Origin of the sequence: Anabaena sp. CCY 9402-a (genome assembly GCF_963920945.1) — a bacterium.
Lineage (GTDB): Bacteria > Cyanobacteriota > Cyanobacteriia > Cyanobacteriales > Nostocaceae > Trichormus > Trichormus minutissimus.
This window is the reverse complement of record NZ_CAWUDL010000031.1, coordinates 37,538-61,352: the sequence shown is the minus strand read 5'-3', so window position 1 is coordinate 61,352 and position 23,815 is coordinate 37,538. Positions and strand designations below refer to the sequence as shown.

The 23,815-nt window shown below is 36.6% G+C and carries 23 protein-coding genes; 5 read left to right on the top strand and 18 right to left on the bottom strand.

Features of this window, described 5'->3' with window-relative positions; genetic code table 11:
• Positions 1-644 precede the first annotated feature (644 nt).
• From crtA to ACM0OR_RS13530, 3 genes are read left to right on the top strand one after another with little or no spacing between them, the layout of a single operon-like run.
• Complete coding sequence (gene crtA, locus ACM0OR_RS13540) at positions 645-1,505, top strand: cyanoexosortase A (RefSeq protein WP_414576703.1); 861 nt, start codon at positions 645-647, stop codon at positions 1,503-1,505.
• Positions 1,506-1,510: 5 nt separating this feature from the next.
• Positions 1,511-2,170, top strand: coding sequence for a cyanoexosortase A system-associated protein (locus ACM0OR_RS13535; RefSeq protein ID WP_414576701.1), 660 nt, complete (start codon positions 1,511-1,513; stop codon positions 2,168-2,170).
• A gap of 39 nt (positions 2,171-2,209) precedes the next feature.
• Entirely contained in the window at positions 2,210-2,950 is a 741-nt protein-coding gene (locus tag ACM0OR_RS13530) for an HpsJ family protein (RefSeq protein ID WP_414576700.1), read from the top strand.
• A 479-nt stretch (positions 2,951-3,429) separates the two neighbouring features.
• On the opposite strand, the gene ACM0OR_RS13525 is transcribed toward ACM0OR_RS13530, so the two are convergent.
• The 3 genes from ACM0OR_RS13525 to ACM0OR_RS13515 all read right to left on the bottom strand — a co-directional run bounded on the left by ACM0OR_RS13525 (position 3,430) and on the right by ACM0OR_RS13515 (position 5,799).
• Complete coding sequence (locus ACM0OR_RS13525) at positions 3,430-4,089, bottom strand: PEP-CTERM sorting domain-containing protein (RefSeq protein ID WP_414576699.1); 660 nt, start codon at positions 4,087-4,089, stop codon at positions 3,430-3,432.
• A 476-nt stretch (positions 4,090-4,565) separates the two neighbouring features.
• Positions 4,566-5,153 carry a YdcF family protein gene (locus tag ACM0OR_RS13520; RefSeq protein ID WP_414576698.1) on the bottom strand — a complete coding sequence of 196 codons (588 nt, stop codon included), beginning with the start codon at positions 5,151-5,153 and terminating at the stop codon, positions 4,566-4,568.
• Between the two features lie 106 nt (positions 5,154-5,259).
• Entirely contained in the window at positions 5,260-5,799 is a 540-nt protein-coding gene (locus ACM0OR_RS13515; RefSeq protein WP_414576696.1) for a WcaF family extracellular polysaccharide biosynthesis acetyltransferase, read from the bottom strand.
• 83 nt (positions 5,800-5,882) lie between these two features.
• Between ACM0OR_RS13515 and ACM0OR_RS13510 the strand changes: the two genes are divergently transcribed.
• Together ACM0OR_RS13510 and ACM0OR_RS13505 are read left to right on the top strand one after the other, a co-directional pair.
• Entirely contained in the window at positions 5,883-6,104 is a 222-nt protein-coding gene (locus tag ACM0OR_RS13510; RefSeq protein WP_414576694.1) for a hypothetical protein, read from the top strand.
• Between the two features lie 805 nt (positions 6,105-6,909).
• The gene (locus ACM0OR_RS13505; RefSeq protein ID WP_414576692.1) at positions 6,910-8,571 is read left to right on the top strand and encodes a hypothetical protein; all 1,662 of its coding nucleotides are present in this window, start codon (positions 6,910-6,912) and stop codon (positions 8,569-8,571) included.
• 60 nt (positions 8,572-8,631) lie between these two features.
• On the opposite strand, the gene ACM0OR_RS13500 is transcribed toward ACM0OR_RS13505, so the two are convergent.
• The 15 genes from ACM0OR_RS13500 to ACM0OR_RS13430 form a co-directional block, all read right to left on the bottom strand.
• The gene (locus tag ACM0OR_RS13500) at positions 8,632-9,072 is read right to left on the bottom strand and encodes a YdcF family protein (RefSeq protein ID WP_414576691.1); all 441 of its coding nucleotides are present in this window, start codon (positions 9,070-9,072) and stop codon (positions 8,632-8,634) included.
• A gap of 132 nt (positions 9,073-9,204) precedes the next feature.
• Positions 9,205-10,200, bottom strand: coding sequence for an SGNH/GDSL hydrolase family protein (locus ACM0OR_RS13495; RefSeq protein WP_414576689.1), 996 nt, complete (start codon positions 10,198-10,200; stop codon positions 9,205-9,207).
• The gene (locus tag ACM0OR_RS13490) at positions 10,200-10,985 is read right to left on the bottom strand and encodes a glycosyltransferase family 2 protein (protein ID WP_414576687.1); all 786 of its coding nucleotides are present in this window, start codon (positions 10,983-10,985) and stop codon (positions 10,200-10,202) included. The genes ACM0OR_RS13495 and ACM0OR_RS13490 overlap by 1 nt, the downstream gene beginning before the upstream one ends.
• Positions 10,986-11,013: 28 nt before the next feature.
• Positions 11,014-11,661, bottom strand: coding sequence for a class I SAM-dependent methyltransferase (locus ACM0OR_RS13485; RefSeq protein ID WP_414576686.1), 648 nt, complete (start codon positions 11,659-11,661; stop codon positions 11,014-11,016).
• Positions 11,662-11,750: 89 nt separating this feature from the next.
• Positions 11,751-12,953, bottom strand: a complete 1,203-nt coding sequence (locus tag ACM0OR_RS13480) for a glycosyltransferase (RefSeq protein ID WP_414576684.1) — start codon at positions 12,951-12,953, stop codon at positions 11,751-11,753.
• Between the two features lie 158 nt (positions 12,954-13,111).
• On the bottom strand, positions 13,112-14,461 hold the full coding sequence (locus ACM0OR_RS13475; RefSeq protein WP_414576682.1) for an O-antigen ligase family protein: 1,350 nt from the start codon (positions 14,459-14,461) through the stop codon (positions 13,112-13,114).
• 11 nt (positions 14,462-14,472) lie between these two features.
• Entirely contained in the window at positions 14,473-15,591 is a 1,119-nt protein-coding gene (locus tag ACM0OR_RS13470) for a glycosyltransferase family 4 protein (RefSeq protein ID WP_414576681.1), read from the bottom strand.
• 142 nt (positions 15,592-15,733) lie between these two features.
• On the bottom strand, positions 15,734-16,681 hold the full coding sequence (locus ACM0OR_RS13465) for a hypothetical protein (RefSeq protein WP_414576679.1): 948 nt from the start codon (positions 16,679-16,681) through the stop codon (positions 15,734-15,736).
• 202 nt (positions 16,682-16,883) lie between these two features.
• Complete coding sequence (locus ACM0OR_RS13460; RefSeq protein WP_414576677.1) at positions 16,884-18,011, bottom strand: glycosyltransferase family 4 protein; 1,128 nt, start codon at positions 18,009-18,011, stop codon at positions 16,884-16,886.
• Positions 18,012-18,207: 196 nt separating this feature from the next.
• Positions 18,208-19,092, bottom strand: coding sequence for an FkbM family methyltransferase (locus tag ACM0OR_RS13455; protein ID WP_414576675.1), 885 nt, complete (start codon positions 19,090-19,092; stop codon positions 18,208-18,210).
• A 276-nt stretch (positions 19,093-19,368) separates the two neighbouring features.
• Positions 19,369-20,346 (bottom strand): hypothetical protein, encoded by a 978-nt coding sequence (locus tag ACM0OR_RS13450; protein ID WP_414576674.1) that lies wholly within the window; start codon positions 20,344-20,346, stop codon positions 19,369-19,371.
• Positions 20,339-21,229 carry a putative capsular polysaccharide synthesis family protein gene (locus ACM0OR_RS13445; protein ID WP_414576672.1) on the bottom strand — a complete coding sequence of 297 codons (891 nt, stop codon included), beginning with the start codon at positions 21,227-21,229 and terminating at the stop codon, positions 20,339-20,341. Before ACM0OR_RS13445 ends, ACM0OR_RS13450 begins: the two co-directional genes overlap by 8 nt.
• Positions 21,230-21,293: 64 nt before the next feature.
• On the bottom strand, positions 21,294-22,244 hold the full coding sequence (locus ACM0OR_RS13440; protein WP_414576670.1) for a glycosyltransferase family 8 protein: 951 nt from the start codon (positions 22,242-22,244) through the stop codon (positions 21,294-21,296).
• Positions 22,245-22,277: 33 nt separating this feature from the next.
• Positions 22,278-22,931: a sulfotransferase gene (locus ACM0OR_RS13435; protein ID WP_414576669.1), complete on the bottom strand. Its 654-nt coding sequence runs from the start codon at positions 22,929-22,931 to the stop codon at positions 22,278-22,280.
• A 30-nt stretch (positions 22,932-22,961) separates the two neighbouring features.
• Positions 22,962-23,786 (bottom strand): glycosyltransferase family 2 protein, encoded by an 825-nt coding sequence (locus ACM0OR_RS13430; RefSeq protein ID WP_414576667.1) that lies wholly within the window; start codon positions 23,784-23,786, stop codon positions 22,962-22,964.
• Positions 23,787-23,815 lie beyond the last annotated feature (29 nt).

The window sequence follows — 23,815 nt, the reverse complement described above, 5'->3', positions numbered from 1 at the left end:
ATTTCACCGAAATTTTACTGATGCAGTGTTGAAATTATGATTATATTGAAGATGTTACATAAATTCAAAGCAAATCTACTTAAACGAAATCTACTGATGTAGGATTTAGTTTAAGTAGTTAAGCCAAAAATATGCTTTTGTTTTCATTACGGGTTGATTGCGTCTAGTGTGTTCCAAGTTCAAAATTATATCCACATCTGTAATATTGCGTGCGATTGGTTGATACCCATTGTAGGGGTTGGCGCAGCCTCTGTCTGGTACACGCTACGCCTTTGTGAGCATCCCGCAGGGAACGTAGATTGACGTTCCTCCCACCGTAGCGATCGCATTACGTTTAAGAGGTTGTTTGAAAATTGGTTAGCTGTGATTTTAAGTACCTATCGATCCCCCCTAGCCTCCCTTTAAAAGGGGGGAAACTGAATCAAAGTCCCCCTTTTTAAGGGAAGCCACTGCGTTGTGCGGCTTTGCCGACTTGTTCGCGAAGCGTCTCGTTGGCGTAGCCTCTCGTAGAGAAGAGAAGCAAGTGGCGTGGATTTAGGAGGATCTCAAAGTATTTGATACATCGCCAAAGGCTTTTAAAACATCCTCTAATTCCTAGACTCTGAATATCATAATTTTTAACAAGTAGCTATTGCTAAGTTGAAATGGAACACACCAAAAAAATAACAAATATATTAACTAAATTTCCCGAATCCCTATTAATAGGAATAGGCGGAAGTTTAATGGCTATACACCTCACCCTATTTTGGAGAGACGAAGATATTGTCAGTGTTTGTCTATTTTTTCTATTTGGTGCTAATGTATGGTCTCTGTTGAAAGAAAAACGTCATAGTTTGAATTTAGAAAGTGGATTATTTTCTAGTATTTTAGGCTTCTTGCTTTTGATATTGGTGTTTATTAATAGTATATATCAAATAAATTTTACTATTCTATTAGCACTCTCGCCTTTAATATCTGCTTTTTCTCTAGCTCTAATAGCTTCTGGTTTTCCAGGATTAAAGCAATATTGGTTAGAATTATTGACAATATGCTTTTTCAGTTTACGCACATTGATACCTTTTATTCAGAGAATTGATATATCCTTGATTACCGCAAAATTTTCTTATCTATTACTGTGGTATACAGGCTTTGATGTCAGTCGTTCTGGCGTTCTTCTGAATCTACCAACTGGCTCTGTAGAAGTATATAGTGGCTGCTCTGGGATGGTTCTAATTTTAGATACTTTGAGTTTAGCAGTTCTCTTTCTTTTCATGTTTGACTTAACTTGGAAGCAAAAAATTGTCGTACCATCTGTAGCTGCTATATTAGCATTTATTATCAATGGAATACGAGTTTGTCTTATGGCTGTTTTAGTAGCAGAAGGTGATAAACAAGCATTTGACTACTGGCATCAAGGTGATGGCTCACTCATATTTTCCATGATTACCGCTTTTATTTTTTGTTGTTTCTGTTGGTTTTTACTCAGCAGGAATCAACGCAAAATTCAACAAATTACAGATAATTAAAGGTAATGTACTGGAAATTTTTCCGCATCCATTTTTTAACTTTAACTTTTAGCGCAGGAATATTAGTTTCGGGATTACTAATTATATTCCCCAACCTAGGAAACCCGCAAAATAGGGCGTTTAGTTTTCCCGAAGCAGTAGCTTTACCGCAATGGCAGTTAAAATCCTCTCGTGCTATAGACCCGCCTATACAAAAGTATCAACAGCTTTTATCTCAAAGGAGTTATCAATATACAAAAAATGACCTCACATTAGATATAGAAATGCGTTATTTGCAGAATTTATATCATGCAGATGTCAATGCCTTGATGAAGAAATATACTCCCATTAAACCCTCAACTATTGTGCGTTACCAAGAAGGTGTAGGCTATTACGGTGTTGGGGTAGACAAACAACAAGCATATCTCAGTGCTTGTATTAATCCACAAGGTGGTAGTACCTTCACTCACCCACAGTATAGGCAGAATAGATATCTCAAAGATATTAGTTTTGCTCGTTTACTGCCTGTATTACAAGGGCAGGAAGCACTTATAGACAAGCGTTGCCTTTGGTCACATTTGTCTATACCTTTGGGGAATTCCTCACCAGAAAGTAACTACGAAATTTTAGAAAAAGCTTGGGTTTCGTGGTATCAATGGTGGCAACCTCAATTTCCCAAACCTTGATTTTCATTTAGTACAAATCGTTTAATACTACGTAAAGTTATGACTGATTTTGATATTTCCAAAGTAATAGACACAGAGATTTCCAAATTACAGAACTCTGTCAAGTCGATAGATTCTTCACTAGAATTTCTAGGTGTGTGTCGGTTAATTGGTTATGGTATGCTGGTATTGGCATTGTTTGATCTAATTGAGACATTTATCCCAACCAATTTTATGAATCCTAATTGGGAATTTCAAACAATGGGGAAAATAGTAGAACGAGTAGCCGTACCTTTGATTGCGCTGGTGTTTGTCTTTTTAGGGAAACTAGAAAAGCGAGCTAAATGGGAACTACGCCTGTTGTTACCCTTTTTATCTTACTTAACTTTGTTAGTGGCATTATTGTTTATACTGCTAATTCCTGTGGGAGTTATGAATACAATGCGGTTATATAACAATAATACTAATCAAATTACTACCCAGTATAACCAGCAATTAACCCAAGCACAACAGATACAAGAGCGTCTAAGTAAAACTACCCCTACAGAGATAGAAAATCTCTTAAAAAGCCAAGGTAGATCATTAGATGGTCAAAAACCTGAAGCAATTAAAGACCAAATCCTTTTAAGAATTAATGAATCCAAGCAGCAATTAAAAACGGAAGTGGAAACAAGAAAGTCTACTGGTCGCTTGGCTTTATTTAGAACTTCTGTGAAATGGAACTTAGGTGCTTTAATTTCTGCGGTTTTGTTTTTCACCTTTTGGAAGGGAACATCTTGGGCGAGGAAAAAAGCCTATTAAGTTTGTAGTCAGGACTTTAGTCCTCAAAAATTAAGTAATAGTAGGTTGGGTTGACGTAAGAAAACCCAACATTTAGCAAAACAACTGTTGGTTTATAAACTTCACTACTGGAAATTTATAAGCAAGTTAAGATAATTTTTCAAAAATCTTTAGTGATGTAACAAATACTTTTATATCCCTCTACATCCCCCTTCAAAAGATGGACTTAAAGCAAGCAATACTGGGGTGGTAAGCAAAACTAGAACCCCGAATTCTTAAAGAATTCGGGGTTCTGAATTGTTATCATAAAATTGAATAGTTAACTTTTTTATGATTATGGGGAATTAAAGAAAAAATAGATAACACACTCAAATTTTTATACCAGTGGTTTATGTCAAACTGGACTTTTCTTAATTATTAAGATGTCTATTTGGCAAATTACACACACTTACAAGAATCTAGCCTTACTTTTGGCTTAACTAAAGTCACCAGTTTTTTGATTAAGCTGTGACTTTTTCTTTGTTAGCCTTTTTGCCGTACTTCTGCTTCAAGATTCCGCCACCTGCAAGACCTACGCCAATACCAAACATAGTGATGGGTTCGGGGACTGGTGTGGAAGGAACTTCCGCTTTGAACAAAGAAATATGAGATAGATTAGGTTGATTTCCCCCATTATTAAGTATACCGAGAGTAGACCAAGTTCCGCTTGTTACAGCTTGGGTGATGTTTTCAAACAGATACACGGTAAATCCTGTACCGCCTTTCAAGCTGATGGCGAAGGGTCCAATTAATGCTGGGTTTGCACTCCAAGTTCCTGTCTTCGCAGCAGAAAAACCATCAAAACCGACATTTGTTTGATTCCCATTCTGTTCATCTTTGCGAACAAAAGACCAGTTATAGTTTGTGCCAAACAGATTATTCAATCTACTCAATAATGGGTCGCCAGATCCTGTTACATCGTTATTAAAAGGCCAATCTGTGGAATTGGTTTCCAATTCACCTGTACAAGCTGTGGCATCAATCGCACCACCATTTAAATTATAATTAACATCTGAGGTTTTGCATACACCAATATTAACAGCATGAGCGGGTGCAGCAGAGGTAACAACAGCAACGCTAGCTCCTACTAACAGAGCAGAAAAAACTGAAGTATGTTTCATAATTCACCAAAAACTGAAAGAACAGCGTGTAATAAATATACGACTATCTTGACGGTAAATCAACGTATTTACATACAATCTTTATGAAATATTTGTATGGTTATAGTGTTGAATAGGTAAAATAATATTACTTATTTTCTATTTGCTATTAAGAAAATTCAAAAGTGATCAAATAGTCACTCAAATCGCTTCTGTTAGGCTTATTTCTTAAAACTATCCCTTGTGTTTGAAGCCAGTATAAAGATAACTTCAAGTAATTGTGAAGGTCTTACAATAAGAGTATAAGAAAATATAAGAGAAAGGTGGTAATTAGACACTCAACCACACAGCAAAAATCCGCTTACATAAGTTTGATAAGCTGAAGTCAAAGAATATCACCGCAGAAATTTAGTATTTTAGGCGCAATTCATCGCGTCTCTAAAAAATGATGGCCGTTGGGCTTATCTCAATTGTATGGATTGAGCAACTAACAATAATTAAGCTGAGAAACTTGCACCTGTCCTACCTGTGAAAATCCACAGTAAAGAACGCAAAACGTCACGAACAATTAATTCATCAGGTTCTTGAGGACGATTCGAGGCTACAGACACCGGGGTAAAAGCAATACCTTGACTACCTAAAACAATAAAAGCGATCGCCTTAGCCCTACGCATATGAAAATCCGAGGTAATAACAAATAGGTGCTGGATACCGTGATTTTTGAAATCTGAAACCAGGGTAGTAAAATTAGTGACGGTATCAACAGCACGATAATCTAGATAAACACGCTGGCGCGAAACACCCTCAGCATCAAAAATCTTTCGTACTAGCCGAGGTGAATCACCAGAAGAAATCCACACCTTTAAAGCCGGATACCACCGGGCGATTTCCGCCGCCGCCTGTTCCCTTTCCATCCCACCACCAAGAGAGAGTATAGCTTGGGGTTCAGGAGTCTGGTTGTAGGCGATCGCTAAACGAATGGGAATTAACAAGAGTAAAGACAGGATAAAACCTATCAACGCGTAAGACCAATATTTTGTCAACCTATACAATAAAAACTTCACCGATGCACCTTTCGTAATCACAACTTTAGCCGTAGATTTTCAGTCTACGGACAACCAGATAAAATTCATCATATGGGTCAATGCGGCCTTATTGTTAGTGGTGGGTTAGTATTACAATTTTTCATGATCACAACTTTCTTTCCTTAATTGGTTGCGCCGGATTCCCTGCATAAATAGTCATCGCCTCCAATGATTTAGCAGCCACTCCACCTAGAGTTAACACAGCACCTCTACCAACAATAACCCCAGGGCCAATTACTGACTTAGCTGCAATCCAACTACCCTCTTGAATATGAATTGGAGCAATTTTTAATTTAAAACTAAGGTCATTCCAGTCATGATTGCCGGTGCAGAGATACACACCTTGAGATATGCAAACATGACTTTCTATTGTGACATGAGTGAGGTTATCAATCCAAGCGTCTTCACCAATCCACGCATAATCACCGACAGTTAACCGCCAAGGAAACTTAACGCGCACTCCAGGCTTCAAGCGAACACCTTGACCAATTTTTGCCCCAAACCAACGTAGCACCAAAACTTTTAAGCCCGAAATGGGCAACCAACGGCTTTCTACTAAAGGTGATCCGAGAAAGTACCACGAAAGTTGTTTCCAAAAGGATGCGCCAGGAGTATAGTTGCCGACTGTATATTTATCTAGGTGCATTGAGGGATTGGGAAAGACAATTTTTGAAACTTGATTGTAGAATTTTACCGTGATTAGCTGTCATCAACAAGGGAAATTCAACATTGTCAGAGGGCTGTGCGATCGCAATGGAAAAAGTAGCAACTACCTATAATCAGGCTGATCTATCGACTCCCATACAACCTGTGAAAACCCACAGTAGGGAGCGAAACATCACAAGCAATATGGTAGGTCAATTCTTGGTAGCTGTTAGAGACTATATAGTAAAAGCGATATCTTTAAAATCTAATCGTAGCGATCGCTTTATATCTCTGCATTATGTATAGTATTTTTTTGATTAATTGACTTTATTTTTTTCACAAACTTATTGTATTTATGTAATATTTGATTTCAGTAACACCACTGAAGGCATTAACTTTTTTCAAGAATAGACTTATAAGCGTCAATGATACGAATTAAAGGCATCTACCCAACGATTTTATTCTTGAATTGCATGATGTTGTTAACAAAAATACTTGCAATTTTAAGCTATTAGTGCAACCAAGAATCCCAACAAGAGGCATGAAATAATTAATTGTTGTGCTACAACCACTAAGGAGCTAAATGTGCTATGGGTTAAGCAAAACTTATTCATATAGCAACACAAGAGTATAAATACTAATGAGCAAAGCTAACTATTTGCCAGACCTGCGTGTATCATACTCTAAGCTGTTGCTGGCTTATCCAAATTATTCTAAGTAGCTAACAGATTAGGCAACTATTGAGTAATAGTTTGCTTGGCAACGCTTTTCTCTATAAATTCACCACACCCCTTTTTTACCAGAGTTTTTATGTTATGGGGTGTCAAGTTTGCGTGAAAATATAGTCCGTTAATCGAATCTTACACTCAAAATAATTTTGGTTAGGGATCTTAAACTTTTCTTAATATTTTTTCCCTGCACCAAAGTTTCTAACTTCTTGTTAGCAGTTTCTATCCAGGAGCAACAATTCTCAAACAGCCTCTCAATCAGGCTAAATCTTGTTGGCTTTTAAGACCTCAAAACTCCATAGAGATTGTCAACTCCTTCAAGTTGAAGCGTTGCAAAAACGAACCAGTCAAATTAGTACTACCAGATCATCAGGAGACATTTAATGAAAAAGCTTCATCTACGTTCAATTAGTTCAACCCTTTCTTCAGCATTTATTTACGGCATGACGCTGAGTTTGGCCTTTAACGCCCCACTATATGCTCAAACTATCCAAATCAATGAGCAATCAACTCCCTTAGATCATCTGAAGGCTATGCCTCGACCCAAATTTAAACAAGGCACCACACTACTGCTTCCTTTGGGTCAATCAAATTGTGGGTTACATCCAGATATTCACACTGAGTTAGCTAGTAACTGGGGATTTGGACTTGAGATCAGCGATAGGAAATTAGACCAAGTAGCAAGGGCTAATCCTGGGCGATATCAACTGATGGTAAATCAAGCAAGTATATATAGAATCTACAATAACTATAAGGGTGATGTGGTAGGACTTCCGGTTCTACCTCCTAATACTTGGTTGCGTGATAAAGACGGAAATATCATTTTAAGGGGTAAACATCAAAATCCAATAGTAAGTCCAGCAGCACCAGATGAGGCATTCAAAATTATTGGTGATTATCTCGGTCAAAGGATAAGTAAATTTGAAACAAATGCAGGGCAACCAATAAAGGTCATATTAAATGAAGGTGAATCTGGGCTTGATCTTCCTGCATCCCTAGGTGGTCGAAACATGGCGCAGTTTTTGGGACAAGACGCGGCGGTACTAGCTGATTTTAATAACTCTGGTTTTACAGGGTGGTATGATTATGTGTCTCACAACAAAGCTCGACACGAAAGCTTAATAAAAGAAGCATTATTTAGCCAATTACAATCTAGACCCGTTTACTCCTTGTTTGGATCTGACCAATATGGTACTGAGCGCGGGCGCTGGGGTGGATGGCAAAATGCTATGTTTCTGTACGAGCATTTTCTCAATTCCTCTTTCAAGCCTTTAGTTTCTGACTATACAGCATCAGAGATGTACTATCATTTCCATAACTCCGGCTGGAGTGGTATACAAACTGGTAATCTAGTACCATATGATGCGTTGACACAAGCACTCAACAACATCTCTGGAGCGATCCGTTTGGGGCAAAGGTTCGCTTATCCTTGGGTAAGCATGGGATGGGAAGGACGCAAAATTTCCACCCCAGAAGAGTTTATGGGTATGATGAAAGCTTACTACACTGCGGGTGCTATTGGGTCTGTGGGTGGTTATTTTATATGCAATGGCCCCATATGGACCGCACTTTACCACAATAGAGCCATCGGCACGACAACTCCTACACTCATTCAGCAATATGCCATACAAGGTCATGTTCATGCACTATTCTCACATTTAGAAGAGTACTTGCGTAACGGCGACCTCCTGCCAGGCCCAAATCTGCATCCTTATAAAACTTCAACTCAAGTATTGCCAGCAATGGAATTGCCAGCAGAAGGAGAGACACAGGAAGTTCAAGTTGGTAACTGGAGTGCTACGATGCCTACCTCTCGCGTGCTTGCACGTAAAATTCGTGGTGAAGACCGTTGGCTAGTTATTGCTTGGGCTAATGTAGGTGATGAGCGAAATGTGAGAGTAAGAATTGATGACAAACTCGGTACTCAGACTTTACGTGCAAGGAAAGCTGGGACTATGTATATTTTCAAAATTGTAAATGGTCAAATCCAACGCACCCTTATAGATATTGATCCTATGAACCCGACGAAGAATTTGTCTTCTTAATAGATAGCTGTATTCTTAATAGATAGCTGCCGTATGACCTGTCGTATAATCTGTGCAAATTCAAAGTAGAGATTGCCCTAGATCGCGAATACTAGGAACGATACTTTCTTGTTTGAATTGATCTGATGATACGGAAATTGGAGTAAAGGCAATACCTTGGCTTCCAAGAATTAAGGTAGCGATCGCCTTGGCTCTAGGCATATGGAAATCCGAGGTAATCAGGAATAAATGCTGAATTCCGTGTTTTTTGAAATCTGGAATGAGTGTAGTAAAATTAGTCACTGTATCAACAGCACGGTAATCTATATACAGGCGGCTATCTAAAACGCCCGCAGCTTGAAAAATGGGTCTTACTAATTGAGGTGGAGTCCCAGAAGAAACCCAAACTTTTAAAGAGGGATACAAACGGGAAATTTCAGCCGCCACTTCTTCCCTATCTGTCCAACCACCAAGGGTGAGGATCGCTTGCGGTTGAGGGGACTGATGGTAGGCGATCGCCAACGTAAAGGTATGAAAAATATAAGAATAAGAATGAAACTAAAAATAGCACGTATTAAATATTTTTTACATTGGCTATATAAGCGTTTTTTCAGTGAACTAATTCCTTGATAAAAAACTTTATTTGATAGATGGTTACAAAGAACAACCTTGAATTTTTTTTTGACTACAAAGTTGTTTGTAAATTAAAGTAGCAACAGACTCGTTACCTTTTTCATTTAAATGAACTTCGTCTCTGTAGTAGCCATTAACAACATTTGTAGGTAGCTTAGACCAAGCTTCGTAAGTATCAAACAACGGTACTTGCAGAGACTTAAGCACTTGCATAAATTCTTGTTTATGGGGTGGAGTTATAGGTTGAGGAATTAAGTCATCACGATTAGGCGTAAACAGTACGTAAATAGGTATCTGTTTCTCTCGCACAATATTTACTGCCATTGTAAGACTTTTCATGTTTTCCTGAAATTGTTGATCTTTTTGCATTATTTCAATTTGAGGAATCTCTTTGTTAGAAACCGGATTTAAGTTCAAATCTCCAAGTAATCTGGGTATTATATATCGAGTCAAAGCTTCTTGAATTGCTAATAATGGAGGATGTTCTGGGTAGTTGGGATCAAGTCCAATACGTTCGCTTGTACTAGTTGGTTGAGTAATATCGTGCGTACCAATTTGCATAATTATTATATCGCTCTCAAAAGTACCAAATTTTTTTAAATACCCTAATTGATTACCAATTCCCCAAGAACCAGCAGAAGCATTTAAGACTTCAGCTAATTGTTCTGAAGTTTGTATTTTGGTTTTTAATAATTCAGTAATTATTTGTTTCTGGTCTGTAGGATTACCTCCATTGAGAACCGAATCTCCGAGCATTAAAATCCTGAACTTCCCTTGAGGCTTTTGTGGTGTAATGGGTGCAGAACGCTGAGAATATTGATTATATTTAATAATTTTGCCAAAGCGAAATATTTGTTGGTTTGGTTGAAAACGGTAGCCTGTGTAATTATCTGCTTGGCTTAAAACAGGATGACCTAGCCCCAATAAAAATCTTAAAGTAATTTCACTAGTTACTAAAGTAACGATTATAGAAATAATTATTCTAAATTGACGGGATTTTATGAATCTTTTATTCATCAGCTTTTAAAATTTTGATTATGATAAAATTTTTCATATTCAATTAAGCGGATTGATAATATGATTTCGGCTAGCATTCGCTGTAAAGCATAATACCACCCTGCCCATCCATCTAAGATTCCTCCTTTTAAAATTAAACAATAAAACAGGATAATAAAAGGAGCAAGAATCTTTTGTCTGCGGATGCGATCGCCTTTGCTCAGTTCATTGTTAGGAGTTTCTAATAGTTTATTGACTTCCAGTAGCATATAACGATCCTGCGCCCATAACCAACGGCTTAAAGGTTTGCGATCATCGTGGTGAATGTACCCAGAAAACATCCCAGAATTGCCTTCTACATAAACTCGGTGAGCGTGTCCATCATCTTTATAAATTGCCTTATCTCTTCTGTAGATTACCTTACGCGGTGGCAGGAGAGTACCACGCAAAGGTTTACCAAAGACACAATATTTAAATCTGACTTTGTAGCTATTTATGCCAGCTTCTGTTGTCAATACTTTAAGTTCATCAATTAATTCATTTGTGACAATATAATCTGCATCTAACGACAGTACCCATTCACTTGTAATTCTTTCTAGCCCATAGTTACACTGCGATGCAAAAGAATCAAATTTTCTTTGAAATATTTCCACTTGAGGATAAGAGTGGAGAATACTTAAAGTTTCGTCGGTGCTATAACTATCGATAACAACAATTCTTGTAGCCCAAGTGAGTTGTTCAAGTGTACGAGCAATGTTAGGCTCTTCATTATAAGTCAGAATAAGTGGAGTAATTTTTGCCAGCATATATATCAAGCAACTTATTAAAATCGAATCAATTCTTAACTAAAGTACTAGAACAAAGCATAGACTTCCAAAGATAGGGTAATCTACCACTAAATTTGAAAATAGTTCTATCAAATCCTTCCTCTTTTAGTAGCTTGGTGAGAGTGACTACAGAAAAGAATTTAATATGCCCACCATCCCATAGCACAGTATAGTGAGAATCCATTTTGCCCAAAATAGCAATAGCTAAATTTTTCCAATAGCCATTGTAGGGGGTTGTAATAATAAGACGACCTTCTGGTTTCAAATATCTTTTAGCAGCCCTTAGTAGTTCTCTAGGGTACAATAGATGCTCAATTACCTCCGCAGCAATAACTATATCAAATGACTGATTTAGATGGTTTTCAGGCAAATTATAAATACTTGCTTGTACGAAACGACAATCAGGAAAGTTTTGACTAGCTAACAATATTCCTGATTGTGAATCATCAACTCCAACCACTTCATATCCTTGTTGAGCAATTTTATGGCTCAGGTTGCCGCTACCACAACCCAAATCGAGTACTCTCAATTTTTGGTTTGGGTTGATTTTTTGCTCTGCTATCAAATCCAAAAGTGGAGATAACAAATAACTATGATGATGTTCGGCATTACTATCTGTGTAAGAATATTCGTATTTTTCTGTATTTATTTGCATGATATTTGTGACCTTTTTACTTTTTATAATTTATTATCAACAATCAGGTTAACATAACTATTTGGATTAAAAGGAAACCAATACGTCTGTTAAGGAATATGCAACTTTGTCCGGTACTCATCTTGTTTGATTATTTGGTTATATTTTTCAATTAACTGATTAGAAATATGATTCCATGTATAATTATTAGAAATTAGTTTTTGTGCGTGATCGCCCATTTTTTTAGCAAGCTGAGGACTATTAAAATAATCTTCTAAAGCATTAGTAATCGCTAATACATTCATATCTGGAACATAGCCTAGTTCGTTTTCTCTGACAACGGAAGCTAGAGCCACACCAGGAGTAACTAAAACTGGAACACCTACAGCTAATGACTCCAAAACTGAAACCGCAAAATTTTCAGAGTGAGAGGTGAGAACAAATAAATCTGAACCTTGCATTAATATATCTTTAGTTTCATCTTCAACAAAGCCCACAATCCGGGTGCGATCGCGCAATCCATGAGAAACCAGCAAAGATTCTACCTCGTCTTCATAATCAGGAGTTCCACTACCTGCAAGGATGAAAGTAAAGCGGTGATGAGCCAGATTAGCAAGAGCAGGAATAAGATAATCTAACCCTTTTTTATGATGCAACCGAGATAAGAATAAAATTACAGGTTCGTCTATTGGAATATTAAACTTTTGTCGTAGACGGTAACTAGCATCAGAAATTTGGTTTGGGAAGGATAACCCAAGGGGTAATACAAAATTAGCTGCCTGTAACCCCAGTAAAGACACTTCTTGCTGTTCTTTTTGGGAAGTAAAGTGAATCACTTGGCTTTTGTTAAGATTTGCTTGTTCTACAAATTTAAGATAAGTCTTTTTTTTACGTGTGCTTTGTTGTAAAGACCACTCACATAGTAAACCATGTGGAGTAACTATATAAGGGATATTTTTGCACCGGGCAATCAGCATTGCAATAGTAGATGGATATGAAAATAAAGCATGAATGTGTAACAAGTCATACCCAGAAACATTTTGCCAAAGCCATTTCGTCATTTTTCGAGAAAACGCAAATTCTTTGATTACCTTTATATCGGGTGAAAAACGGTTAAAAAACCACACTGGTACACGAGCGTACTCAAGGCATTTTTCTAATGAAACATCAAGTAAGCTATCACCATTATCGTTGGTAGTGGCAATCTCAGCATCGACATTGTTCATTCGCAATGCCTGAACCATATCTAAAACAGCCTGACTAGTACCACCACGAACTTTAGCTACAGAAGGAATAACGTGGAGAATTTTCATTCATTAATCAAGTAATCAGTAATTAAGTATCAATAGGCGTATGTTTTTTTCAGAGCGGATATTTTACTTTATAGAAAAACATTGCAATTTTACAGTACATATTAAAACCTTAAAATACATTTTAGCTATAAACGCAAATCATTTATATCTAGATGATATTATTTAATTCCATATAGATTAGCTGAAAAACCATATACCTTTTCTTGATAATTCAAGTCTAGTAAATATTTGCCTAATGATAAATAAAACATTAATGCAATTACAGGAAATGTAAGGTTTGCCAGTAAAAAAGGCTCTCCAAAACTTCCTACTAAAAGTGCCGTCAAGCCGGAAATCACTGTACTAGTATGGAGAAAGTAAACAGGTTTTGTAGTACCTAGATGATGAAGTTTAAGCATCATTTTTAAGCATTCTAATCCCATCATAGTTAGAGGTATCAATCCAAGCAATCCTGTAGTAGCGGCAATAGCTAACCATGAACTTTCACCAAATCCTAAACGTTCCCCAATTAAAGGACTACCAAAGAAAGGATAATTAAGGAAATTAGTCCACATTCCTTGCCAAGCACCTTCCCTTGTGTTCTCACCTAAGACGTATCTATTAGATAAAAAAGTATAATTATTAGTTAACAAGTCTGGACTTACAAATGAAAATCCAATACCTAAGATCAAACTAATGAATAAACAAAAGCGCAGAAACATACCTATTCTATTGCGATAAAATAGCAGAATTGAAGTTATGCCCATGAGCATACCAGTGCGGGAACCTGTTAAAAATAAAAAGTAGATGTTAACAACGAGAAAACCTATCCAAAAAAATTTCATCCAATCCCAACGCCTGCGAATTTCAATCATAAACATTAAACAAGGGATAATAATTGATAACAAAGTTGAAGCATGTATTGGGTTACCAGTAGTTCCCAGAAATCGTCCATGATGAAACGTCATAGCATACATATTAAATATCCCTTGGTAGGTGCAGATGGTCACAAATATTACCCCTGTCATTGCTAGAGAGCAGATGCCTAACTGAACATTGTTTTCATTCTGCAACCATCGAGAAGGCCCCAACTTTACCATTAACATCACTGCTCCAAAGGTAATTGCAGCTTGAAGGGCAAACATTATGTTTCCATAAAAAAATATTTTGAAAAAAATAACAACCTGAACTAATGCCAGATAAATAAGAGGTTGTGGTATTACATTTCGACGCCATCCATTTTTCGTCTGTAATGCCAGTAGCAAAAGCACAGCTAGCAAAAGAATAGTTAAAGGGCGACCCACATCACGCATCTGTTGCAAAGGAAAAACTAGAGGTGGTGATTCCTCTACCCATTTATCTTTAAACTTCCCTAGTGAAGCAGCATAACAGCATAGTGAGAATAACAGCCAACGTATTCGAGTTGAATGCCTAGCTTTTTCTAAAACTATTAGACCTATAAAAATACTTAATATTCCGTAAGGACTAAACAAGAAATTAAAAAGTTTATGAATATAGTCTGAGTCCATGCTTTAAAATTTTATGATAGATGTTCAGCAATCAAATTATTGGTGTTTTGCTTAACTGTTTTTAATTGATTTACATTGTGTATCACTTCTTGCCAACGCTTTGCCCAAATATTGGCTGCATAGGGCGCAGCTAACTGTTGCGATCGCTTGCCCCATGTGGATAAATCTGCATATTGTTGATGTAAAGTTAACATCGCCTTAGCCAAGGCTTGGGTATCTCCTTGAGGAATAATTAAGCCATTATACCAAGGACGAATGACCTCAACGGCTGAACCACAGGCATCGGTACAGATGATAGGTAAACCAGCAGCCGCCGCTTCTACTAATGCCAGTGGCCAAGGGTCAAATCTACTCGGTAATATAAAAGCCCCAGCTGACTGCCATATCTGTTGCATTTCTGTCGGCTGTAAAAATCCTCGATTATCAATTCCCGGTTGTCCTTGAAGTTGTGATTCTAATGGGCCTTGTCCACAAAATATTAACGTCCAAGGATTGGATATCTGGGATCTGTAAATTTGGTAAGCTTTTACCAGCACATCAACTCCCTTTATGGGAACATAGCGACCAACGAATAAAAATGAACGTGGCCATTCAGACTGGAGACGCTTTTCCCAAAGTGAAGACCAAGCATCATAGTCAATACCATAAACTCCACGAGCAATATTTGCTGGTTTAATTCTTAATCGTGAAGCATATTGCCAGCTACGTTCTCCAGCAACGACAACACTATCCATGCGTTGCAAGTAGGAGCGTAAAAACCAGGAAGCTAGGTGCTGTTTCCACGTACCCCACCAAGGAGTATCCATCGTCATGACTAAGGCTGTTTGACTGAATTCCGGGGCAAATGCCAACTGACGATACGGTTTATGTAACCAACCGCACAGTACAAGTACATTTGGAGATTCTGCCAACACCAAGCGGTTGATGAAATTGCTATCCTGCCTTTCTTGGAGATCCAAAAGCCTACAGGGAATACCCTGCATTAATTTGTCAGAAAATGCTGTTTCTGTACGAGCTTGGAAGGCGATGATAAATATCTCTATATCCGAACAAGATTGTAATTCTCGCCAGCAAGCTGCCATGTACCCAGAAATATCAGACCAGCAGAATACAATTTTTTTAATACTCATGTTTATATGGCTTTAGTCTCTCATAATAGCTATTCCCAATTAAATCAGATAAACCCTATCCTCTAAAAACTAGCCTGTAGCCTCCCAGATATAATCTCTGGACTCAAGAAGAGGTACAGCACTAAAATTGGGAATGCTATAGCTATCTGTAACGTTGAATTAAGAGGCGTAAAAAAAGCTTAAATTTTTCTATTAAATTTTCAGAAGGTAATGAATCAAATTTTAATATCTCTGGTTCTTTATTTTGATTAAATGAATCAGGATGAATAACATTACCCATAATGGGTTTAATCCAGGGTTTACCAGGTCCGGCAAAGTGAATCACTTTCGCACTACCAATAATTTCTTTAATATATTCTATGTCCTCAATCTTCTTGGCTCTGGTAAAATACCGAGTTTGGTTATTTCTAACATCATTTAAAGTTCTTTTTCTAATGCCGCTTACTATGGCAACAGAATCTGGAGAAAAAACTTTCACATTCTCACAAAGATGTCCAGCGATTAAAGCCCAGCAAGTTTGTTCACTCCACCAATTGGTTTTTCCTTTATTTAAAATAAATTTTTTGGTTATATTTTCAATAAAATCTAAGTCAATATTCTTAGGACGAAAAATTAAAAATCCGGCATTAAGCCCAGTCAATATTTTGGTCTGAAAAGCAACTATTGGATCAGCAGAATATCCTGGCACTTCATCTACACAAAAGGCAAAATCAGGTAATGTAGATGGTAATTTAATTGGAGCAGTTATGCCTATATCCGTATCAATACTAACAATATAATCATAGTTGTAAAAATAAATGGAATAGTCAACAATACGCCTATAAAAAACACACAATTCTCGCTGTTTAGAAATAGCTGGATACTTTTGTAAAACGGATGTTAATTTTGATTCATCTAACTCTGTATTAATAAATTTTCCCCCGCTCAAAAGTTCGATTTTGGCTTTTTGCTCTGAATTTAACGTTCCATCTGATACAAAGTATTTATCAAGTTCTGTTAAATAATACTTCCAAGTTCCAACGCATAGTGGAAACCAGTCTTGCTTACTAGAGTAAGCATTACAAAGAGAAACAACTGCTATTTTATTCATAGTACCTGGGTTAATATTCTTGGCTCTTCAGTTCATTTTATGGAACATCATAAAAAATCAAACCTAATCATAGGCTGCATCTCTTGCTGTGAGTGGCTTTTAGCTTTTTAAGACTTTCTATAAAACTGCGATTTTAATTTTTAATGCTTTACCATAAAACCAACGCAAGAACCATAATCCTTTCTGTAATATTAATTTGGTGTTAAGCAAATTTCTGTAAAGCAGTGATTACCCGGTCTGTACACTGTTGCCAAGTATATTGTGCTGCACGTTTGCGCCCTCGTTCTGCGTACTCTGCTGTTAGATGAGAATTTTCTGCAAAGTTTAACAGTATTTCCACTATGGCATCAGTTTCTTCTGGATTAACAATAATCCCAGCATCTCCAACGACTTCTGGGAGAGATGCTCTGTTTGCAACAATGGCGGGAATACCTACAGCCATTGCTTCGAGTGCAGGAATACCAAATCCTTCATAGAGAGAGAGTAATAAAAGCGATGATGCTCCTCGTAGCAATCGGGGTAAATCCTCATCTCCAACAAGACCCAATAAAGTGATATTGGGTAAAGTTTTAGCGGCTTCAACGTAATCTGCTTCCGATTCACCAGCTACAACAATATTTAAACTACTTTGGCTCTTGAACAAGGCTTCTGCGACTGCAAGGACATTGTTACCCCCTTTTTTCTGACGCAAACCACCGATTACAAGCGTATATGGTGCTTCCACGGGACGCTTTAAATTTGCTGGGTTAGTTGAGGCCATATCAAAAAAGGATTGATCAATACCATTACCAACTACCACAATCTTTTGTGGATCACCTCCTAATAATTCCACCATCCTCTGCTTAGAAAACTCTGAGACAGTGAACACAATCCGACATTCAGACAAAGCACGACGCACCCAACGTCCCCACTTATAGCGAAACAACTGATGCTGCCAAGTATGTGACCAAGGTAAATTGACTTCAAATGCTTGTACATCATGAATTGTCACAGCAACCGGACATTTTGATACTGGAATGTAAGTTTCCATCGGTGCGTAGAGCCAGTCTATTTGATCTGGTAAATATTTATCCATACGCGGATACCCGAAAAGCTTCCATGTTCGTTCAGTAGCATTTTCTGGTGTCGAGAAAGTGCGCTGGGGTAGGTTACGTAGTGGACAAAGAGGGTCAAGCTTACCATCGTTTCCCAACCACTGTTTTGAGAAAAATAACTCTAACTCTATTCCGTCGAGTTGTGCCAATCTCAGTAGAATATTATTCATGTGTCGCCCTACTCCTGTACAGGGAATGTAGGTACGGATAGGGTGAATATAGGCAGCAATTCTCATAAATTTTTATAACAATTGCCTCTAAAGGAGAAAAGGATAAATCAGTATATACTTCAAATCTGTAAGTATCACTCAATTTGAGCAGGCGAGCGCACTGAATCATTCAATGGAATCAAAATCAGGCGTAAATCTGGGTTGAAAGCGCAGTAACTATTTACACCAGATTCATTTGTTACAAATATTGTTCAAAATGGTATTACCTCTTGGAAGCAGGGATTAAACTGATGCTAGAAGTTTTTGAACTTTGTGCAACTATAAGACCATCAGGGTTCCAAGATTCACTGATACGATAATGATCTATAATTTTATACTCTGCCTCTTTCAGTAAAGAGATGCAATCTTCATGCAGAGAATCAGAGTGTGTTGATATGAATAAAAAATCGATAGCTTTTTTTTGCAAGGTTTCTTCTGCTCCTTGAAGCATTTCTAGCTCATATCCTTGAATATCGCTGTGCAAAATGCTGACCCGTTCTAAAGAGAACGATTTCATGATTTGATCAACAGTAGTTATCTTTAGATTACCGTCTTGATATTCATTTTTACCAATACCTGCTTGCAAAAATTCTCCTTTGAAAGAATTCATTTTAAAATGATACCTTCCATAATTTAGATGCGAAAGTTTTGGCTCTACCATTATGGTTCGAGCATGAGGTATTACTTTTTGAAACCATAGAGAATAATAAGCCCAATAGCTGCCCAGCTCTATCATTGAAGAATTTGCTGGAAGGCTAAGAATTATATCCCTAAACAATCTTTCCTCTTGAGGTTCATGAATACCCAAAGCACGTTGCATCAACTTTCCATGTGCATATCCCTGATAAGCTGTAGGAAGAACCCGAATTCCATTATGCATAACTAGCTTACCATTAAGCACTTTACCTGCATTACTCACTTTATCTAGTTTCCACCAATCTGGGCAATCTTCAAAAGGATTACTAGACTCATTAGCCATCCTGATTTCTTTAGTATCTCTCCTAACTAGAAAGTCAATGAAGTGAAGTAATCTTAGGAATCGATTTTTTAAAGAAAGGGTAAATGAATTTTGTTCTAACCATGCCATTTTTGACTTTACTTCAACCATGTGAGTGCCTCACTATTTCAAATATATGTATTTTCATTATTTTACCCGAATCTGAGCATATTTCTTACTATTTTCAGTGTTATTTTATTAACATTCAAGATTTATGATTTCAAAGTTATTTGAAATTCGCATAGTTTTTTGCTTTTTTAATTAACAGCAATATAAATTAAGACATTCAATTAGAAATTTGTTTTTAAAAGGTTTTTATTATTAATTTGTCATAACCACTCTGGGAAAGCTATTTTTATCTCCATAAAACTACCGGAATAACCTTATTTATTTCATAAGAAACTGGTTTTTAATTTGGTGATAATATGTATTAATGATTCTATTTCTACGCAAAGCTTCCTTTAAAATAATAATTGCTGGCAATAGTCTGTGTCTTGTATTATAAAGATTTTTATATATCAAAGATGATTTCAAAAATCTATATTTTTTAAATAGCGATCGCCTGGGCATAATAGAGTTAAATGATATACCTGCCCAGTGTAAGAGGATTACTTGCTTTTTATGATCTAATCCCCCATAGTCCCACAGATAATATTTTCCCTCCTGCCAGTAAATTTCTCCTGGTTGTCTTGCCCAAGCGTTTTGACAGATACCCCCAATTACTTCAGCAAGATGCCCATAACGAACTTGCTTGATATCGCAGCAGTAATTGATAAAAGCTTGATCGGTATTGCGGGGATTAAGCTGATCTCTTATTTTTAGTGCATCCTGTGCGAGTTGCTCAAACTCATCAATTGAAAACAGTTCTTTACGGGCAGCCCATCGGCCGGAGTTGAAGCCACGCCCACGTCCTTGTCTCAACAGTTCTTGACGAAATGCTCCCTGCTCGTAAACTTGATCAACAGCACAGTCGTAATGCAGAAAATCAAATTCTAGGTTTCTGACTGCTTCGATAAACGGTTGAAGATTGGCTAATACTACCTGACGGACATCTAAGTACATGAAGTAGTCTAGTGTCCCCCAAAAGGAGGCATAGCGGCGAAACCAATAAGGTCCCGTAGGTGTGTAGCCTAACTCAAATGCTTTACCGATCGCCTCTAAACGAGAAAATGATGAATCAGTATATACTTCAAATTTGTAAGTATCGCTCAATTTTAGTAGGCGATCGCACTGGTCATCAAACGGAATCAGAATCAGGCGTAGTTCAGGGTTAAATGTGCGGTAACTATTGAGAAAGGCGATTGTCCAATCGTATACTACATCATTGGCAGAAAAATAAACGCCAATATTTTCTGAATTAGCCATTGTTGGTGTTAGTCCATTTCAGTTTAAATTGAAAAATTTCTTCTTCAGTATAAAAATGCTTACAATATTTGGAATCATAAATATGATTTACAAAATCATTAGGAAAATTAATCATGTCAACCACTAGCTTATTAAGCTGGGCTGATGGTTTTTTATGTGTAACATTTGCGTTAGTCATCTTTTGTATTGGTAATTCAATAAAATCTTGTAGATTTACTAAAATTTTATGCTGATCTTTGAAATCTTCAATTCTTAGAACAAGTACATCCAAATCATCTCTAGATATAATTTGTCTTTTTGCTGGATAGTCGAAGGATTCTGTATAAATATCAATTCCTGTAAATTTCAAAAATTCATGATCAAACCATTCAACTGCATCATAAAAATTCATGCGATTTTTAATTATTAACTCACAAGCATCATTCGGACTAATTGTTAATAAATCTTGCTCTGTTAAACCATAAAGATGAGGATTTTGAAAAAATCCAGAAACTTTTTTTGCAATTGGATCACGAACTATGCTGATAATTTTAAAGCGTTTACCAGGAATAGATTTTAATTCTTGTATTTGTTTTGCTAGTTTGATACAGGGATGATTTTTACCTACTTCAGGTTCTGTTGCCTCTAGCCATTCACGAGATAAATAATGAGCATGGAAAATATTGGCAACTTTCAACTCTCTTTCAAGTGTTGCATTAATTGTGCTTGAGCCTACTTTGCCCATTGTGTAGACTATATAAATGTCGTTCTTTAATGACCAATAAAGTTTTGGATCAGTTATTCTGGATATTAATTTATGTACATTCTGCTTATTGATGCCATTTCTTCGTAAATAATTTGTAAATCTGTTCATATTTACTCCAACAAATAATAATTGGTTCATAGTAATTTTATGAAATTTTATCTTTGAGACGTTACCTAATGCAGATTAATTTCAATTAAAATTTTTATAAATTCTGATTATAAAAAATTTTATTAATGTTGTAGCTTGTACGAAAGTATAAACATGACCATGCAAAGTTTAGGAGAGAGGAAATCGTACATTGCTTGGGTTCGTGTTTAGATGGATACCAAGAAAAACTTTGAGATAGTTGCTTACTGTAATAAGTATAAAGATGGCGCATGGGGACATACTTTTTAGATGCCCAGGGTTTATCTGCTCCTGTGTAGTGAATAATTTTAGGATTTTGCATTCGCTTGGTTATCTCTTCATTTTGAGGCAAGCCTAGCAATTTCTCTTTATAAAGCCGTGCTTCTACATTCCAAACACCCGGTAAATGACAATAATTTTTCCAAAACACAACATTTAAAGCATCTTGATCGTTGTAGTGAAGCTTATTGGCGTTTTTAGTTGCCCATGTAAGAGTTAATTCACCATATCGGTTCTTACGCCAATGGATAGAATCTATCAATATTACACCACCATTGAAGTAAATATCTTCACCCTCAACATCAAAATTTTGTCTAAAAATATCCTGATAAGGAAACTGGACATGAGGGGTAGCAGCTATTGGTTTTTTTTCTAATTCCGTGTTAAATAACTCAACAATATCCCCTAAAACAATAAGGTCACAATCTAAATAGATAATCCGATCGCATTGTCTCAATATGTCCGCACCACAGAGTCGTGAATATACATTCAAATTAAGATGTTCTTGAACAATGGGCAAAGAGTTAAATAAACTAAGATCAATAGGTATAATTGATACTTTGGCATCAAATTGAGTACAAATTTGTTGAATTTTTTGAGTGTTTTGCTGAGAAATATCAGGTGAAAGAATATAAAATTCTAAATTTTCAGGACTTGATGAGTTTTTTAAAATTGAAAGTATTGTTACTGCACAGTAGCGAGCATAATTCTCATCAGCAGAGAAAAATATAGATATTTTATTGTTCACTGTAGAAACCGCTGTTAACTTTAGAATATCAATCTAACTTAATCTCAATTTATCTTGAGTACGTTGGACATAATAATCGCAACGACGAATAAACTTCTCCATAAATTTGTTGTGCTTACCACTCCTATAAGCTAGTTTTTGCAACCATCTAGCCTGACGAGATTCATTACCACGAGGATATTCTGTTTGCAAAATTGGTACATCTAAAAATTGGCAAATTTCCTCATAGGCATAACCTAAACTCAAATCAAGCACTAGTAGGTCGTCTCTATCTCGAAAATAATCAAAAACCTCTGAATGGAAGTTATAGTAACAAGCTCGATAAAGTTCTACATCGAAATTGCTTGAGCCAAAGAATTCTTGATTAAAAGCATCATAACTAGATTTCCATTCCCAGATAGAACTTCCTTCACTGAGTAACCATTCCATGCTTTTTAACCACCCCTCTACGGGCCTTGTAGTTAAAATAAATCCAGAACCAGGGCATAACCTATCTAACTTTTGGTAAAGCATAGGGATAGGCGTATCTACGAAACAAGTGTATTTGCTAAGGATTGAGTAATCATCATTTTCATAAAAACTGAACGGAAAATGAATAGATGGGATTTTTAGTTCATTTAAAGCAACATCTAGGGAAGTTGTTCCTGTTCTTGGTAACCCAATTCCAAATACTTTATTAAATCTCATAATTATCTTAATTAAACTGAATAATCTAAGTTAACTGGCTTTGATACCAGAAGTACCCCGCAATCTTCTTAATTGCAAGATTGTTGATTTAGGTAAAAATGACTTAATAATTACAACCAGTTTCCCAAAAATCTTGTAGCTTATCCATTCACTACCATATTGAATTAAGCGGTGATAGAACGGGACTAACCCTTTACTGAGTCTCCAGCGTTCATGAATATAAAGCATCAGTTCTCTAGAACTACCACTGCTACAATCAAACACACAAAAAAGAATATTTTGGCTGAAAAATTTCTTGCCATCTCGATACAACCGCGCCAGTAGATCATGATCTGCACACCAGGTATAACTTGTGTCAAAACCATATTCCTTTTGACACGATAACCTAACTATAGTAGCTTGATGAGAGGTTGGCATATAACGCCAAATTTCCTCAACTGGCTGAGGCATTCTTTGAAAATATCGTGTTTCTAAATTATCTACTAAAACTTCTTCAACACCTGCCAAAACTACATCAGTATCGCTATTTAAAGCATCAGCTAAACTGCTAAGGGAATTAGGAGCATAAAAACAATCGCCTGCATTCATGTACAAAATCCAATCGCCTGAAGCCATCTGTGCAGCTTTATTCATAGCATCGTAAATGCCCTGATCAGGTTCACTGATATATTCGCTTATGTGTTGAATATATTTTTGAATAATTACTTTAGTATTATCTTGCGAATCTCCATCAATAACTATGTATTCTATATTAGGGTAGTCTTGCTTAATAATACTGTTTATGGTTTTTTCTATTACTTTTTCAGCATTTCTAGTAACTGTAACTACAGTTACTTTAGTACAGTAGATATTCATTTTTTAATAAAGATTATGCAGTATGTGTT